This is a genomic window from Heliorestis convoluta (assembly GCF_009649955.1).
Taxonomy (GTDB): Bacteria; Bacillota; Desulfitobacteriia; order Heliobacteriales; family Heliobacteriaceae; genus Heliorestis; species Heliorestis convoluta.
The window spans coordinates 2,314,575-2,329,815 of record NZ_CP045875.1; the positions used below are offsets into that span (position 1 = coordinate 2,314,575).

Consider the following 15,241-nt stretch of genomic DNA (forward strand, 5'->3'; position numbering starts at 1 on the left):
CTCGATTCACCTCCCAGTACTTCGTAGGACAGTGCATCTTTACAATATCATGGAAATACAAAAGCTTCAATATATAAATTACGTAAAATTATAAATTTAATCTTTGTTGCACTGATTGAATTGCTTTTTGCACAGCTTCTACAGCCGGTCCCCCCGGTACTTTGCGATCATTCACACAACGAGCCACGTCAATGGCTTCAAATACGTCTTCTTCAAAAACGGGAGAGCATCTCTGGTAATCTTCAAGAGAGAGCTCATCAAGAGAAAGACCTTTTTCCAGGCACAAGAAAACCATCTTACCCACAATTTCATGAGCTTCTCGGAAAGAGAGGCCTTTTTTCACGAGATAGTCGCTACATCGGTAGCATTGGTAAAGCCACCTTTTGCGCCTTCTTTCATCTGGTCTTTCCGTACTGTCATCGTCGCGATCATGGGGGTAAAGGCGGTAAGGCATCCTTTCACGGTGTCAATGGCATCAAAGAGCGATTCTTTATCTTCTTGCATGTCTTTGTTATAGGCTAGTGGCAAAGCTTTCATGACCGTCAGCAATGCCATTAAAGAGCCGTAGACTCGACCTGTTTTTCCACGAATTAACTCTGCCACATCCGGATTTTTCTTTTGTGGCATCATAGAGCTACCGGTCGAGTAGGCATCATCAAGCTCGATAAAAGAAAATTCTTGGCTGCTCCAAAGGATAATTTCTTCACAAAAGCGAGACAAATGCATCATGATCATGGAGGCGGCACTGCAAAATTCAATGGCAAAGTCACGATCAGAAACAGCATCTAAGCTGTTTTCTGTAATGCCATCAAAAAGAAGCTCCTCGGCAACACCTTCACGGTCCAGGGAAAAGGTAGTACCTGCCAAGCACCGGAGCCAAGAGGAGAAAGGTTCATCCGGCGAGCACAGTCTTTTAATCTACCCAGGTCACGTTCAAACATCTGTACATAAGCAAGCAAATGATGGGCCAATGTTATCGGTTGCGCTTTTTGCAGATGGGTATAGCCTGGCATAATAGTATCGATATTCTCTTCTGCTCGTTCTAAAAGCGTTTTGATCAAGCTTTGAAGAAGAATCATTGTTTCTTCGATTTCGTCGCGAAGATAAAGTCGTATATCTAATGCCACTTGGTCATTGCGACTGCGACCAGTGTGCAATTTCTTACCAACTTCTCCTACTCTCTCTGTGAGCAGTTTTTCTATATTCATGTGAATATCTTCAGCAGCTACGTCAAATTCAACGGTACCTGCATCAATATCAGCTAGAATGGCACCTAGACCTTCGAGAATCTTGTTCGCATCTTCTAGCGTAATAATCCCTTGCCGACCTAGCATTCTCGCATGGGCCATAGAGCCTTTGATATCTTGACGGTACAGACGCTGATCAAAGCGAATGGAAGAATGAAAATCTTCTACCACTTTGTCTGTCCCTTTCTGAAAACGACCACCCCAGAGTTTTTCTGTCACAAAAAACTGCCTCCTTGAGCGAAACTTTCTCTGCCTTTTATGTGTCTAAGATCGTAATAGACATTGAGAACCAGACAAGGCAGTATTTTGAATCTTTATTCTCTATCACTCTTATTGTACCTTATTCTTTCATGAATAGGAAGAGAGGTGAAGCCGATTGAAATCCTTATGCAATAAGTTAAAGCTATCTTATCATGAAAGGGAGCTCTTGTCCCTTATGATTTTATTTATCATCGCGCTGGGGTTGGCGGCCTTCACCCATGTATAAACAGATGACTTGATAAGCACTCTAAGCATAAAAAGGAGTGCTTTCTATGAGTGATTCTGCCAATATAGTTCCAACATTGTCCAGCGAGGTATCTTCTATACCAGAAACCGAATCTAAGCAAGAAATGGTCGTTCTTCTCGACGATGGTACCATTTTCCCTTTATCAACCGAAGAGCCTCCTTACTAAAGGTAAGGAGGCTCTTCGGTTGATTGGTAATCTTTTTGTTTGCCAACTTGATCAATAAAAGGATTTAGACTTGATTTTTCTGTATCAAAAGGTACAATCAAGTGGGAGGTGGTCTCTTTGATCAACATATCCGAAATTGCTCGAGATAAGTTAAAAGAGTTGATGCTGAAAATAATGCGCCTCATATCCGTATCTATGCACTTGACCGTACTCACTCTGCTTATGAGTTGGCTTTTGAGTGGAGCCCTAAAAAGAGCGACCTTGTAGTTGAAGTACAGGGTATCTCTTTTGTAGCCGATGATGTTACGAAAGATTATCTTCAAGGCCTGACTGTAGATTATGAGGAGAGCGATGATGAAGTAGGCTTTGTTGTGCGCTCTTCTTTTAACACAGGTTGTGGAGCTTTGGCTTGTGATCACGGTTTTGGAACCTGTAGTGGCGATGGAGAATGTAAAAATTAGTTTATCAAAGAGAAAGCCGACTGAAAAAAGTCGGCTTTTTTCTTTTCTTGTAGAATAATTTCTTTGCCTCTATAACAAATTAAGAATGGCTAACGTTCAATAGAAGTTGATAAGGAGGTACTACCATGCCAGATGTAAATTGTACTGTAAACACCTGTCACTATTGGCAAAATGGAAACTTGTGTACAGCAAAGCAAATTGTAGTCCAAAACGACCAACAAGGCGGCTTTTCACCGAGTTCTAGTCTGAACCAGTTGGCAGCTACACCAGCTAGCAACACTGACGAAACTTGCTGCCAAACATTTAAAAACAAAAATTCCCAGTAATTGGTTTTCACCCTTGTAAGCTTACAATACTTTTTGCTTTTTATTAAGTTATAAATGAAAAGTGTGTTACTTTTTACCTTATTTTTCTTTATCGAAGCATTCTGCAAACCATTGCAATGCTTCGATAAATTTTTCTGCCTTTTCTGGCTCATGGCGTATCTGTTCACGAATTAAGAGCAAAGCCGATTCACTTACATTTGATAAAAGTTTTTCTCCTTCTGAAGATAGCGCAATTACCCATTCACGCTGGTCCACAGGGCTTTGAGTCCTTGTAATGAGCCCTTTTTGCTCTAAATCTTTCAGGGCTGTAGACAGTGCACCTTGTGTAAGATGAAACAGTTTACGCATGTCTTTTTGTAGCGCCAGTCCACGGTGATTGATATGGTGAATCAATAAAAACTGTGTGTGAGTCAGAGGCGTTTTCTGGCTCATTTTTGACATGGTTCGCATCATTGTTTCATAGAAGTCGTGAAGGGCATATTGAAAATCTCTTTCCAGCATAATGGAAGCACCTGCCTTTATTCATCCTCTTATTTATTCATCTTGAGTAATAATTCATAATTTTTGCATCTTTCATTGTAACATATAAAGACTCTAAAAGCATCGACTTGGTAGAAAGAGCTCTAGAAGAAAGCTTGAAAGTTCAAAGTATAACAAGCGGAATTCTTTTTTTATTGAGATATTTTATTGCAAACTCCTTTTTGGATAAAAAATGTTTTTTCAGTCAATCCATCCAATTGGAATCTTTAAGAATCACTAAGGTTGACAATTTCTTTTTGGCTATGAAATAATTATTATACTTTATCACCTAAATCTTCCGCAATGTGGTTTCTAAAATATTGTTTCCTTTTTTGTCTTCCATGTGTCTCATTACAGGCTTATTTATTTATTTTTGTATTTATTGATTATTGTTATTTCGTATCGCAAATTGTTTTTAATTTCAATGGACTCTGTGAAAGAAAGATAGCAACTTAGAAAGGATTGGTGATAGAGCCCTATTCGGAAAAGGAGGAGCTGTATATGGGATTGCTTAAGCCACTATCCAACTTAGATAGGCGATTGGTAGTTGTCTCCAATCGGGGACCTTTTACTTTGAAGGACAGCGATAAAGGAACCGATATTGTTCCTTCCGTAAGTGGTCTTGTCTCAGCACTTACCCCTATTATCAATCAAGAAGGGGGTGCTTGGGTTGGTTGGGGTGGTCGCTTAGGTAAGCCAGAAGACGTCTTTGGGAGAACCCTTCCTATTACAAATCGTAACAATGCTTTCTTTCATGAAGTCATTCTTACACAAGAAGAAGTAGAGGCCTTTTATGAAGGCTTGTCAAACAGTTGCCTCTGGCCCCTGTGCCATAACTTTGTAGAAAAGTCAATTTTCGATATAGAGCAGTGGACCAACTATCGCAGCGTCAATGCAAAATATGCCAAGACTTTACTGCGCAAAAGCAACTCTCGTGATTTAATTTGGATTCATGATTATCATCTAGCACTCGTTCCCACCTTTGTTCGAGCTGAAAGGCCACAAGCCCAGCTATCTTTGTTTTGGCACATTCCTTTCCCAGCACCTGAGATTTTTGCAACTTTGCCCTGGTCGAGAGAATTACTGCGTGGAATGCTCAATTGTAATCTTATTGCCTTTCACACGGAAAGTTATGTGCGAAATTTCCTAATTACGGTGGAAGAGTTGCTTGATGCCAAAGTAGATCATTTGACAGGTTCCGTCTTTTGGATGGGGCGCAAAGTAAAGGTGGCTGCCTTTCCAATTGGCGTTGACTGGAAAGAGTTTGAGGCCTTCGCGACGAAGCCAGAAATTCGTCAGAAAGCACAGCAGTTAAAGCAAGCCGCTGGTGGGGATTACTTGATTCTCGGTGTAGATCGACTTGATTATACCAAAGGCATTCCAGAGCGCTTAAAAGCCATGGAGTGGCTCTTCGAAAACTACCCTGAGTACAGACGTAAAGTTACTTTTATTCAAATAGCCGTTCCCAGTCGCACCCAAGTTACAGCCTATCAGGATTTACGCCGAGAAGTAGAAGAAAGCGTAGGAAGAATCAACGGACGCTTTACAGAAGATCACCATATTCCGATTCGCTATCTTTTTAAGCCTTTACGCAAAGACCATCTGGTAGCTCACTATCTTGCAGCTGATATGTGCCTGGTAACACCGCTGCGCGATGGCTTGAATTTGGTGGCCAAAGAGTATATAGCCACCAATGGTAATTATTCTGGCACCTTGCTGTTAAGTCCTTTTGCCGGTGCTGCCAACCAGTTAAAAGAGGCTTTACAAGCCAATCCTTATTCGCCCCAAGAAACGGCACAAAAGATTATCAAAGGGTTGCAAATGTCTGAAGGCGAAAAGAAAAGAAGGCTCCATAGCCTCTATAAAGGTGTAAAAGAGCAGGATATTACTTGGTGGTGGAAAGCCATTAAGCAGGCCTGGCTAACTGGATCTACCATAGCCGTTCCAAAAACGACAAAAGCAGAGGATCCGAAGCATGAGCCAACGATTAGCTAATCAACCTTTACAGTCAGCACAGCAGCTCTGGGCCCAACTTGTCATTCAGGCAGAAGAACCTTTGCTTTTATTACTTGATTATGATGGCACCCTTGTACCGATCCAAGACAAACCAGACCTTGCTCGACCTTCTGCCCCTCTTTATGAAAGCCTTATAACTCTTTCGAAGCAACAAAATCTTATCATTGCTATTGTATCAGGACGAGATATTAGAGAGCTTAAAAGCTTTCTGGCCATAGAAGGGATTTACTACGTGGGAGGTCACGGCGCAGAAATGGAAGATCTTCATGGAAACCGATACAATTTTGTCAACCAAAGAATAGAATGGATTGAGTCCTTAGCAGAAATTGCTTGCCAATGTATCGGCTCCCATGAAGGCTTTCTCCTAGAGAGAAAAAAAACTTCCTTTGCATTCCACTACCGTCTAGCCTGTCCATCAATTGCTTCTGTTGTCTTAGAACAATATCGTAAAAAGATCCAAAGAATACTTGAAATAGAGAAGCTAGAAATGGTAGAAGGTAAAAAAGTGATAGAAGTGCGCCCTGCTTACATCAACAAAGGAACTGCTGTATTACAACTTATGGATCGCTACTCCCAACATCGCCCTCTTTATATGGGTGACGACAAGACGGACGAAGATGCTTTTAAGGCAATTGCAGGCTATGGCTTTACCAGTTCTACTGTTCTCATATCCGAAAACCCAAAACCCTCGTATGCCTTTTACCGTATGAGAAACTCCCAGGAAGTAGTTCAATTCTTACAAATCCTTTCTATGAGGTGTAGTGATGGTTCAATTCAATCCGCCGTCCCCCCGTGAACGTTCTCGAACCCTTGCTTCTTATCAGAATCTTGTCTCTCCAGAACAATTGGTAAATATCGAAAAACTTGCGAAACCGCTGCAAAACAAGACAATACAACACATTAATTCCACCTTTGTAGGTGGTGGTGTGGCCGAAATCTTACAGAGTTTGATTCCGTTGATGAAATCAATCGGCTTACAAGCTCAATGGGATGTCTTAACTGCGCAAAGTGATTTTTTTGAAGTAACGAAGGCCTTTCACAATGCTTTCCATGGTGAAAAGATTCATTTTCGTGAAGAAATGATAAAAATTTACAACGATACTTTACAGCGAAACCTGTCTATTATCGATAAAAATGCAGACTTTGTTATTCTTCACGATCAACAGCCCCTTGGACTTGTTAATGCCAAAAAAGGACAAAAAGGTCATTGGATCTGGTATTGTCACATCGATCCCATTGACGTAGACCCTAGAGTCTGGAACTTTCTGAGCCATTATGCTAGACAATGTGATGCTGCCATTTATCATCTCGATGATTATGCCAAGCACCTTCCTCATAAGCAGTTTATTTTGCCACCGGCAATCGATCCTTTAAGTGATAAAAATCGTGAGGTAACGTCAGAGGAAAGTGAAAAGGTCTTGCAATCTCTGGGAATATCAACAGATAGACCTTATGTTCTTCAAGTGTCTCGCTATGACCGCTTGAAAAATCCCTTTGGCCTTGTGCATGCCTATCTTGAATTGCTCAAAGTTTTTCCTTGTGATCTTATTTTTGCTGGCGGTGCCGCTGACGATGATCCTGAAGGTTTGGAAGTCTACAATGAGCTTAAAGAACTGACCAAAGATCATAGTACCATTCAAGTACTCAATTTATCACCAACGAGTCACCTAGAAATCAATGTATTACAGCGTTCTGCTGCTGTTGTTGTTCAAAACTCCAGTCGTGAAGGTTTTGGCTTGACGGTAACAGAAGCCATGTGGAAAGGTAAGGCCGTCGTCTCAACGCCTGTTGGCGGTATTCGCATGCAAGTGATACCTGGTAAAACAGGTCTAATGGCTTCTTCCGTTCAAGAGCTAACACAAGCCCTGTTGGAGCTCTTGCAGAACCCTTCACTGGCACAACAATTGGGCCAACAAGCAAAAGAGCATGTGCGACAAAACTTTATCACGCCTGTCTATCTCCAGCGTTGGTTAGAATTGATGAATGACCTAGAAAATAAAAAAGCTTGAGTAGCCTCTAAAGGTTGCTCAAGCTTTTTTTTGTAAAGAGATTGAACGGACAGGACATAATAGTGTTAGATTTCGCTCAATCTATCGTGGGAGGTGAAAGTCGTGAAAAACAAAAAAAATAAAAAGAACCGTAACAATACAGAGCCAGCTAAACAGGTAAACACTGTGAGTCCTGGTGAACCTGAAGTTCGTAACTTGCCACAAAACCAAACAGACTAAGAAAGTAAATTAAAAGTCCCTTAATGACGTCATAAGTTCTAACGTCATTAAGGGACTTGCTTGCAAATTCTTTAATTTTCACGTATCGCAGAGAGTTCATAGGAGGTGTCACTAAGATGGTAAAAAGAAAAAAGAGCATTGATACAGGCAAGGAAACTGAGACAGTAAAAGAAGCTTTCCAAAGAGATCAGGCAGTTCAGGTAGAAAATTCCGACGCCATCCCAGCACATCATGCTGAAATCATTGCGAAAACAAATATGGGCGTTCTTCCTACGCCTCTTTATTCCGAATTGGAAGATCCGGAAAGCTTTCGTAAAAGAAAGGAATAAAAAATAAAAAACCGACATAGTAAGTCGGTTTGAAAAATCTTGGTTGCGGGGACAGGACTCGAACCTGTGGCCTTCGGGTTATGAGCCCGACGAGCTACCAACTGCTCCACCCCGCGACATTTTGTGTTCTACTTTTATAGTATAGGCAAGATACAAAGTTTTTATGCATTATATTCAATAATTTCTTCAAAAAATATCATGAATTTTGCACCTTGAAAGCTACACAGAGAAATATTCGCGATGTAAAGAGTAGGTTAAGTCCTCGACCGATTCGTACTCGTCAACTACACGCCTCACAGCGCTTCCATCTCGAGCCGATCAACCAGGTCATCTTCCTGGGGTCTTACCTACTTACGTAGTGGGAAGTCTCATCTTTGGGTCGGCTTCGCGCTTAGATGCTTTCAGCGCTTATCCGGTCCCGACTTGGCTACCCAGCGCTGCATTTGGCAACACACCAAAAAATGGGAACCAGGGGCTTTGATATGTTATTGGCTTTTTATTAATAAAGAAAAATTTTACAGGGTTAAAAGTAAAGTATTCTCATTTTCTTCTTTAGTTCGTGGTATTGAATCAGACCTATCGTTAGAGAAAAAAAGACCGAAGGGATATCTTCCTTCGGTCGACTTGTATCCAACGAAAAAATCACAGGTTGCTAATAGATTTTTTTGTATTTTTTTACTTTGATGCAAGGCTATTCTCGATGTCGGCTCATCGCATCCTGGGGCTGAACGTAGGTCCCAAGGGTTGGGCTGTTCGCCCATTAAAGCGGTACGTGAGCTGGGTTCAGAACGTCGTGAGACAGTTCGGTCCCTATCCATCGCAGGCGAAGGAAGTTTGACGGGAGCTGCCCCTAGTACGAGAGGACCGGGGTGGACCGACCGCTGGTGTACCAGTTGTGTTGCCAAATGCAGCGCTGGGTAGCCAAGTCGGGACCGGATAAGCGCTGAAAGCATCTAAGCGCGAAGCCGACCCAAAGATGAGACTTCCCACTACGTAAGTAGGTAAGACCCCAGGAAGATGACCTGGTTGATCGGCTCGAGATGGAAGCGTCGTGAGGCGTGTAGTTGACGAGTACGAATCGGTCGAGGACTTAACCTACTCTTTACATCGCAAGTTTTTCTCTGTGTAGCTTTCAAGGTATAATTTTGATTCAATTAAAATGCAACTGAGAATTTAATAATCATAAGTAGAAGCAAAAGACCTTACAGCTGAATAAGAGCTGTGAGGTCTTTTTTTCTAGAGAAATTCTTGCTCAGCATAAAGAAATTGAGTACTGGAAAAGAAAGCAAAAGGAATAAATCAATATGATTAACAAGGAAATGAAAGAGAAAACAAAAATCGTACCGATGGGTGATACAGCATGGGTCATTTACTGGCCAGATAAAATATCACCTACTATTAACGAGGAAGTACAAAAAGCAGCAGAAAAGATAAGGAAAGAGAATCCTCCCTGGCTAATCGAAGCTGTACCTACTTTTTCTTCCCTCGCCCTATACTATGACTGCTTACAATTTGATGGAGAAGAAGTAAAAAAAATTATAGCAAAACAACTCAAGAATCTTACAGAAACACAAAAAAAAGAAAAGAAAGAATGGGAGATTCCAGTTTGCTACGGTGGATCTTACGGACTTGATCTAGAAAATTTAAGCCGTGAAAAAAAACTAACGAAAGACGAGATCATCAAATTGCACACGCAGAAGCAGTACATCGTATACATGCTCGGTTTTATACCGGGATTTTGTTATCTCGGAGATGTCGATGAGCGCATTGCATCACCTCGTCTGGCAACACCACGAAAAGCAGTACCAGCAGGATCTGTAGGCATTGCAGGCCAGCAAACGGGCATTTACCCAGTAGAGGCACCGGGGGGGTGGCAAATTATCGGTCGGACGCCAATTAAAATGTATAACCCAGAAGATGGTGAACCCGTTTTCGTTCAAGCAGGAGACTATATAAAATTTCGAGCTATCGCGGAAGAAGAATTTAATGAATGGAAAGTAAATCAAAGAGGGCCCGTAATGAAAGGAGTGTTAAAACAATAAAGCGCATTTATCCAAAAGGATCAAGGATAAGAAACACCACCTAGGTAAAGGGTAATGCGCCAAGAATCATTATGACTGTTGAAGTTTTAGAATCAGGCCTTTATACGACCATACAAGATAAAGGGCGTTATGGCTACCAGGCAGCAGGAATACCTGTATCAGGTGCTATGGACTCCTTTGCCCTACAGGTAGCCAATCGACTCGTGGGCAATGAAACCAATAGAGGCGCATTAGAAATGACCTTACAAGGTCCAACATTGCTATTTGAAGAAGACTGCGAGGTTGCCATCACTGGGGCTGATATGACCCCAACATTAAATGACCAGCCAGTGCCATTGTGGGTAAACCTTTATATCCCTAAAGGAAGTATCCTTCGATTTGGTTATGCTCAAAAAGGTTGTCATACCTATTTGGCTGTGGCAAAAGGATGGAAAGTTCCAGAAAAATTTGGTAGTACATCTACTTATGTCCGTGGTGCTATCGGGGGCTACCATGGAAGAGTAATCAAAAGAGGCGATATTCTTCTCCTCAATCAGAATCAAGTTAATCAAGAAGCAGAGAAAAAAATGGAACTACGAGCTCTCGAGCCAAACCGTACACCACAATATAACAATAAAATAAAAGTTGCAGTAATAGCAGGCCCGCAAGCAGAGTATTTTACAGACGAAGCATGGCAAACTTTTTATCGACAAGTCTACCGCCTCACCACAGCAGCCAACCGAATGGGCTATCCCTTAGAACCAGTAGAAGGAAAATTACTCACTCGCAAAAGTAATAAAGAAATGATTTCTGATGCCACAGCAGTTGGTGCAATTCAAGTACCTCCGAATGGACAACCTATCGTTCTCATGGCCGATCGCCAAACAACAGGTGGTTACCCCAAAATCGCAACGGTTATCTCTGCCCATATATCTAGAATCGCACAGGCTCAACCGGGCAGCCTTATTCAGTTTGCAAAAACGGATCTTTCTAGGGCTCACCAATTGGCAAGACAACAACAAAAAGTGATTGAAGAAAAAATAATAACAGGAGCCAAAGGCAAAGAAGCTTGGTTAGAGCAAGCATTGCTGCAACGAAGAAAAGTGATTGCACAAATTGAAAAAAGAAAAGGTCAAGAAAAAATTATTTACAGCATTACCTGGGAAAAAGAAAATGTAGGGAACGAAAAAAAATCAAAAAATATTTTTCATCAAAAAGCTGTTATTTATCCTGAAATAATAGACAGTTAACATAGAAAGATTCACCTTGGTTCTTTTATAAAGTAAATCTAATAGAAAGGCTGGCAAAAACTTATGCAGATAGACGTAAACTGTGACCTCGGTGAAAGCTACGGCATCTATAGGATAGGTTCCGATGAAGCTATGATGCCACTGGTGTCATCCGTAAACATTGCTTGTGGCTTTCACGGCGGTGATGCAGATACCATGGCAGAGACAGTAGAAAAGGCCTTAAAGCATGGAAAAGCAATCGGAGCTCATCCTGGTTATCCTGATCTACAGGGCTTCGGACGTCGCCACATGGCAATGACGCCATCGGAAGTGATCAATGTAATGATCTATCAAATTGGCGCACTAGATGGATTTATACGCGCAGCCGGTGGACAACTACACCACGTTAAACCACATGGTGCTTTGTATAACAAAGGAGCCATCGATCCTGCTTTGGCCGATGCGATTGCAAGTGCTATCAAGAAATTGAATCCTCAACTCTTTCTCTACGGCCTAGCTGGTTCAGAACTATGTAAGGCAGGTCAACGGCAAGGTTTAAAAGTAGTGCGAGAAGCATTTGTTGATCGAACATACCAGGAAGATGGCACTTTAACACCGCGGCAGCAAGAAAAAGCCCTTATTCACGACGCAGATCAAGCGCTTCAACAAGCATTATCAATTATCGAAAAAAAAGCAGTACAAACTACAACAGGCACGTGGATATCCTTAGAAGCAGATAGCTTATGCCTTCATGGTGATAATGAAAAAGCTGTTGAACTCGCTCAATATCTTAGAAAAAAGTTTTCAGAAAAAAACATCACAATTAAGGCTCCTTTTTGCTAAAAAAGGGTTATAACAATAATTTTTCATAAAGAGGCCCAATTATTTAACTACATGAAGGCCTCAACTTGTCAAAATTTTTTATCAAATTAACTTTTTTACTATCCAGTGGAACCAAAAAGTCTTATCAGGAATACATTACCACTGAAATAAAGACCAACTCTTGATAAGGAGTGAAGTACATTGGATTGGTGGATGATGCCTGCGCAACGTCCGATGATGTGTGATCACTTACGTGGCATGATTGGTGAAACCATGAGGGCTGAAGTAAGACACCCCAGTGGGATGCGCACTTACACAGGTCGACTCGTTGCAGTAGGAGATGACTTTATCGAGCTAGAAATAGGTGAAGCAGACGATAGAGCAAGATACTATGAAGTAGAGTCATCAACAATACCAAATGAGCCAGAACACCTCTATCCTTTAGAATCAGGACAATATGAAGAATCAGTTGGACCTATGGCACCGATGGATCAATTAAGTCCGATGGATGAAAGTGGACTATACTCACAAGTAGAACAATACAGTCAAGGTGATGAAGTAGAAAGCCAACAATTTATTGGAGGACCTTTTTCACGACTCCTGATTCCCCTTGTGTTACTATCCACTCTCTATACCTATCCCCGTCGACGCCGTCGTCGCTACTGGTAACAATACCCACAAAAAACCCTCTTGCATGGTAAGCAAGAGGGTTTTTTCATAGATACGTCAAGGAGAACATAAGCTATTTTTTATATAACGTAATAAAAAAAGAAATTCTAGGCTGTGAAGGAGCAGCATAAAATATTTTTTCGCATAACCTTTTATTTCCAATGCCATCCTAAAAAGTGAAAATAATATCGTTGACAAGACGAAAGGAACGACATAAAATAAAGATGAAACTGAGATTCAATATCGATAACAAAGAATACGGGGAGGGTTACACGATGGCTCCAACTGTAATTCACTGGAAAAAGAGCCTTGACCAGAAAGAGTCCGTGCAAGTTAGATTTGAGAAATGGCTTTTTGTTAACTTATCAAAAGTAATTATCGGTGGAAAAACAGGTGAGTTAATCCGTTTTAAAGCACCCTTTTTCCGTAAAAGCTTGCTAGAAACATTGCGTGATGGAGAAAAACTATCACATCAATGGGGCCTTGAGGTATTCGTATTACGAAAATGTCACAACTGCGCCCATGTTATTTTTTATGACTCTCAGCGGTTAGAAGATGCTTTAGATGAAGCGAGAAAGACGCCTCTATTAGAGCGCTTGCAATACGATCAACAAATTACGGGGAAAGAGTTTTTAGAACAGTTACGCCATAAGTGGCAGCACAAAGGGACCATTCCTCATGAGATTGGAATCGCTGCTGGCTATCCTGTCAAAGATATTCTAGGGTTTATGGGCTTAGCGCCCTTACCACTCACCACCGTCTGCGGATGGCAAATCTATGGCGATGCCAACCCATCTTTGATCATGAAAGAACGCTTTGATCAAGCGCAACGATGGGCCATGGATTATATTGATGTCGATCAATCTATTTTTTTACGGGATGAGCTTCGTCATTAAGAAAAATAACTTCCACAGTAAACAGAATTTTCCCAATATATATTTTTTTCAATAATAATACTATAAGAGAAAAAGAGCCTATTAAGAGAGGCTCTTTTTCTTATGCTTTTGACAGACCTTGTTAGGTTTTGCAGGTTAGTGTAGAATATTTAGGTAGTCGTGGATAGACTAGATTGAGTAGCACTAAAGGGCATTCCCGGCGCGGGAGGCCAGATGGGAGCCCGAACATCGCACGGGGAGGAAGGAAAATAAATGACAGACGTAAAAGCAGAAAAGGGAACTTGGACTGTAAAGAAAGGTCTTGCTGACATGCTCAAAGGTGGCGTGATCATGGATGTTACAACGCCAGAGCAAGCAAAAATTGCAGAAGAAGCTGGCGCTTGTGCCGTAATGGCCTTAGAAAGGGTGCCTGCTGATATCAGAGCCGCTGGTGGCGTCGCTCGCATGGCTGATCCGACTGTCGTTCTACGTATTATGGACGCTGTTACCATTCCAGTCATGGCGAAAGCACGGATTGGTCACTTTGTAGAAGCACAAGTGTTAGAGTCACTCGGTGCAGACTACATTGACGAATCAGAAGTTCTTACACCAGCTGATGATCTCTATCATATCAACAAGAATGACTTCAAAGTTCCTTTTGTCTGTGGAGCTCGCAACTTAGGGGAAGCCCTTCGTCGTATTGGTGAAGGTGCCGCCATGATTCGAACAAAAGGTGAGCCTGGCACAGGCAACGTTGTAGAAGCCGTTCGTCATGCTCGTCAAGTTCTGAGCGATATTCGCAAGCTTGTGAATATGCCAGAAGAAGAAATGATGACATTTGCGAAAGAAATTGGAGCACCTTTTGATCTGCTTCGCCAAGTGGCGAAAGAAGGTCGTTTGCCTGTTGTCAACTTTGCAGCAGGTGGTATTGCCACGCCTGCCGATGCAGCTTTGATGATGCAAATCGGTGTAGATGGCGTATTTGTCGGCTCCGGTATCTTCAAATCAGGCGACCCCGTTCGTCGCGCCAAAGCCATTGTAGCCGCTACAACCCACTACAACGATCCCAAGATTATTGCAGAAGTCTCCAAAGACTTAGGCGAACCCATGGTGGGCATTGAGATTCCTACCATTCCTGCTGAGCAACGGATGCAAGAGCGAGGCTGGTAGAAGTCCATGAGAAGAAAAATCGGCTTATTGGCCATGCAAGGTGCTTTTGTAGACCATGAGAAGGTGATGCAAAAGCTCGATTGCGAAACGCTACAAGTTCGTACGCCAGAACAGCTTGGTCAAGTTGACGGTTTGATCATACCCGGTGGAGAAAGCACGACCATTGGAAAGCTCATGGACCAGTTTGGTCTTGTTGATGCCGTTACAGAAAGAGTTCGTAACGGCATGCCGATCTGGGGAACTTGCGCTGGTATGATTTTGCTAGCAAAAGAAATTGAAGGTTCTGATCAACTACGACTGGGTCTTATGGACTTAAAAGTTCGACGCAATGCCTTCGGTCGGCAAGTCGATTCTTTTGAAGCGCCTCTTCAGATAGAAGAACTCGGACAAGAGCCTTTTCCTGCTGTTTTCATCCGGGCTCCATATATTGCTGAGAAAAGTGACAATGTATCAATCTTAGCAACGTACCAGGACAAAATTGTTGCAGTGCGCCAAGGTTGTTGCCTAGCTGCAGCATTTCACCCTGAATTGACTGCAGACAGTCGTATGCATCAATACTTTCTTGACATGGTGAACCAATCCCTGTAAAATTTGAAAAAACAAAGTCATAGTTTTTACAGAATGAATATATCTTTTTATGTCTCTATCCAAGGGA

The 15,241-nt window shown here is 41.9% G+C and carries 15 protein-coding genes, 1 tRNA gene, 1 pseudogene and 2 other annotated features; of the genes and pseudogenes, 14 read left to right on the plus strand and 3 right to left on the minus strand.

Features of this window, described 5'->3' with window-relative positions; genetic code table 11:
• Positions 1-88 precede the first annotated feature (88 nt).
• Positions 89-1,466 (minus strand): annotated as a pseudogene (argH, locus tag FTV88_RS11080) (argininosuccinate lyase).
• 314 nt (positions 1,467-1,780) lie between these two features.
• On the opposite strand from argH, the gene FTV88_RS11085 reads away from it, so the two are divergent.
• The 3 genes from FTV88_RS11085 to FTV88_RS11095 all read left to right on the plus strand — a co-directional run bounded on the left by FTV88_RS11085 (position 1,781) and on the right by FTV88_RS11095 (position 2,708).
• Entirely contained in the window at positions 1,781-1,921 is a 141-nt protein-coding gene (locus FTV88_RS11085; RefSeq protein ID WP_153725679.1) for a hypothetical protein, read from the plus strand.
• 227 nt (positions 1,922-2,148) lie between these two features.
• Positions 2,149-2,382 (plus strand): iron-sulfur cluster assembly accessory protein, encoded by a 234-nt coding sequence (locus tag FTV88_RS11090; protein ID WP_153725680.1) that lies wholly within the window; start codon positions 2,149-2,151, stop codon positions 2,380-2,382.
• A 125-nt stretch (positions 2,383-2,507) separates the two neighbouring features.
• On the plus strand, positions 2,508-2,708 hold the full coding sequence (locus FTV88_RS11095) for a DUF1540 domain-containing protein (RefSeq protein WP_153725681.1): 201 nt from the start codon (positions 2,508-2,510) through the stop codon (positions 2,706-2,708).
• 78 nt (positions 2,709-2,786) lie between these two features.
• Here FTV88_RS11095 and FTV88_RS11100 read toward each other — a convergent pair whose 3' ends face one another.
• Complete coding sequence (locus tag FTV88_RS11100) at positions 2,787-3,209, minus strand: MarR family winged helix-turn-helix transcriptional regulator (RefSeq protein WP_153725682.1); 423 nt, start codon at positions 3,207-3,209, stop codon at positions 2,787-2,789.
• A 519-nt stretch (positions 3,210-3,728) separates the two neighbouring features.
• On the opposite strand from FTV88_RS11100, the gene FTV88_RS11105 reads away from it, so the two are divergent.
• The 4 genes from FTV88_RS11105 to FTV88_RS11120 all read left to right on the plus strand — a co-directional run bounded on the left by FTV88_RS11105 (position 3,729) and on the right by FTV88_RS11120 (position 7,800).
• On the plus strand, positions 3,729-5,222 hold the full coding sequence (locus FTV88_RS11105) for an alpha,alpha-trehalose-phosphate synthase (UDP-forming) (RefSeq protein ID WP_153725683.1): 1,494 nt from the start codon (positions 3,729-3,731) through the stop codon (positions 5,220-5,222).
• A complete protein-coding gene (gene otsB / locus FTV88_RS11110; RefSeq protein WP_153725684.1) occupies positions 5,203-6,039 on the plus strand; it encodes a trehalose-phosphatase in 837 nt (278 codons plus the stop codon). Before FTV88_RS11105 ends, otsB begins: the two co-directional genes overlap by 20 nt.
• Positions 6,008-7,252: a glycosyltransferase gene (locus FTV88_RS11115; RefSeq protein WP_153725685.1), complete on the plus strand. Its 1,245-nt coding sequence runs from the start codon at positions 6,008-6,010 to the stop codon at positions 7,250-7,252. The genes otsB and FTV88_RS11115 overlap by 32 nt, the downstream gene beginning before the upstream one ends.
• Before the next feature lie 335 nt (positions 7,253-7,587).
• A complete protein-coding gene (locus FTV88_RS11120; protein WP_153725686.1) occupies positions 7,588-7,800 on the plus strand; it encodes a hypothetical protein in 213 nt (70 codons plus the stop codon).
• 40 nt (positions 7,801-7,840) lie between these two features.
• On the opposite strand, the gene FTV88_RS11125 is transcribed toward FTV88_RS11120, so the two are convergent.
• A tRNA-Met gene (locus tag FTV88_RS11125) sits at positions 7,841-7,916 on the minus strand.
• Between the two features lie 146 nt (positions 7,917-8,062).
• Positions 8,063-8,316 (minus strand) — a sequence feature (23S ribosomal RNA rRNA prediction is too short).
• Between the two features lie 41 nt (positions 8,317-8,357).
• Positions 8,358-8,886 (plus strand) — a sequence feature (23S ribosomal RNA rRNA prediction is too short).
• A gap of 218 nt (positions 8,887-9,104) precedes the next feature.
• Here FTV88_RS11125 and pxpB point away from each other — a divergent pair.
• From pxpB to pdxT, 7 genes are all read left to right on the plus strand, one after another.
• A complete protein-coding gene (pxpB, locus tag FTV88_RS11130) occupies positions 9,105-9,842 on the plus strand; it encodes a 5-oxoprolinase subunit PxpB (RefSeq protein WP_207707862.1) in 738 nt (245 codons plus the stop codon).
• A gap of 71 nt (positions 9,843-9,913) precedes the next feature.
• On the plus strand, positions 9,914-11,071 hold the full coding sequence (locus tag FTV88_RS11135; RefSeq protein WP_153725687.1) for a 5-oxoprolinase subunit C family protein: 1,158 nt from the start codon (positions 9,914-9,916) through the stop codon (positions 11,069-11,071).
• A gap of 63 nt (positions 11,072-11,134) precedes the next feature.
• Positions 11,135-11,893, plus strand: coding sequence for a LamB/YcsF family protein (locus tag FTV88_RS11140; protein ID WP_153725688.1), 759 nt, complete (start codon positions 11,135-11,137; stop codon positions 11,891-11,893).
• A 180-nt stretch (positions 11,894-12,073) separates the two neighbouring features.
• Entirely contained in the window at positions 12,074-12,541 is a 468-nt protein-coding gene (locus FTV88_RS11145) for a hypothetical protein (protein WP_153725689.1), read from the plus strand.
• A gap of 275 nt (positions 12,542-12,816) precedes the next feature.
• Positions 12,817-13,437: a DUF3793 family protein gene (locus FTV88_RS11150; RefSeq protein ID WP_162008005.1), complete on the plus strand. Its 621-nt coding sequence runs from the start codon at positions 12,817-12,819 to the stop codon at positions 13,435-13,437.
• Between the two features lie 252 nt (positions 13,438-13,689).
• Positions 13,690-14,586: a pyridoxal 5'-phosphate synthase lyase subunit PdxS gene (pdxS, locus tag FTV88_RS11155; protein WP_153725691.1), complete on the plus strand. Its 897-nt coding sequence runs from the start codon at positions 13,690-13,692 to the stop codon at positions 14,584-14,586.
• Positions 14,587-14,592: 6 nt separating this feature from the next.
• The gene (pdxT, locus tag FTV88_RS11160) at positions 14,593-15,174 is read left to right on the plus strand and encodes a pyridoxal 5'-phosphate synthase glutaminase subunit PdxT (RefSeq protein WP_153725692.1); all 582 of its coding nucleotides are present in this window, start codon (positions 14,593-14,595) and stop codon (positions 15,172-15,174) included.
• Positions 15,175-15,241 lie beyond the last annotated feature (67 nt).

What these genes read in the sequence shown, in the direction of transcription:
- FTV88_RS11140 (WP_153725688.1), top strand. Translation starts at nt 11,135, where the DNA reads ATGCAGATAGACGTAAACTGTGACCTCGGTGAAAGCTACGGCATCTAT.
- FTV88_RS11115 (WP_153725685.1), top strand. Translation starts at nt 6,008, where the DNA reads ATGGTTCAATTCAATCCGCCGTCCCCCCGTGAACGTTCTCGAACCCTT.
- pdxS (WP_153725691.1), top strand. Translation starts at nt 13,690, where the DNA reads ATGACAGACGTAAAAGCAGAAAAGGGAACTTGGACTGTAAAGAAAGGT.
- FTV88_RS11100 (WP_153725682.1), bottom strand. Translation starts at nt 3,209, where the DNA reads ATGCTGGAAAGAGATTTTCAATATGCCCTTCACGACTTCTATGAAACA.
- otsB (WP_153725684.1), top strand. Translation starts at nt 5,203, where the DNA reads ATGAGCCAACGATTAGCTAATCAACCTTTACAGTCAGCACAGCAGCTC.
- FTV88_RS11150 (WP_162008005.1), top strand. Translation starts at nt 12,817, where the DNA reads ATGGCTCCAACTGTAATTCACTGGAAAAAGAGCCTTGACCAGAAAGAG.
- pxpB (WP_207707862.1), top strand. Translation starts at nt 9,105, where the DNA reads ATGATTAACAAGGAAATGAAAGAGAAAACAAAAATCGTACCGATGGGT.
- FTV88_RS11120 (WP_153725686.1), top strand. Translation starts at nt 7,588, where the DNA reads ATGGTAAAAAGAAAAAAGAGCATTGATACAGGCAAGGAAACTGAGACA.
- FTV88_RS11105 (WP_153725683.1), top strand. Translation starts at nt 3,729, where the DNA reads ATGGGATTGCTTAAGCCACTATCCAACTTAGATAGGCGATTGGTAGTT.
- pdxT (WP_153725692.1), top strand. Translation starts at nt 14,593, where the DNA reads ATGAGAAGAAAAATCGGCTTATTGGCCATGCAAGGTGCTTTTGTAGAC.
- FTV88_RS11095 (WP_153725681.1), top strand. Translation starts at nt 2,508, where the DNA reads ATGCCAGATGTAAATTGTACTGTAAACACCTGTCACTATTGGCAAAAT.
- FTV88_RS11085 (WP_153725679.1), top strand. Translation starts at nt 1,781, where the DNA reads ATGAGTGATTCTGCCAATATAGTTCCAACATTGTCCAGCGAGGTATCT.
- FTV88_RS11135 (WP_153725687.1), top strand. Translation starts at nt 9,914, where the DNA reads ATGACTGTTGAAGTTTTAGAATCAGGCCTTTATACGACCATACAAGAT.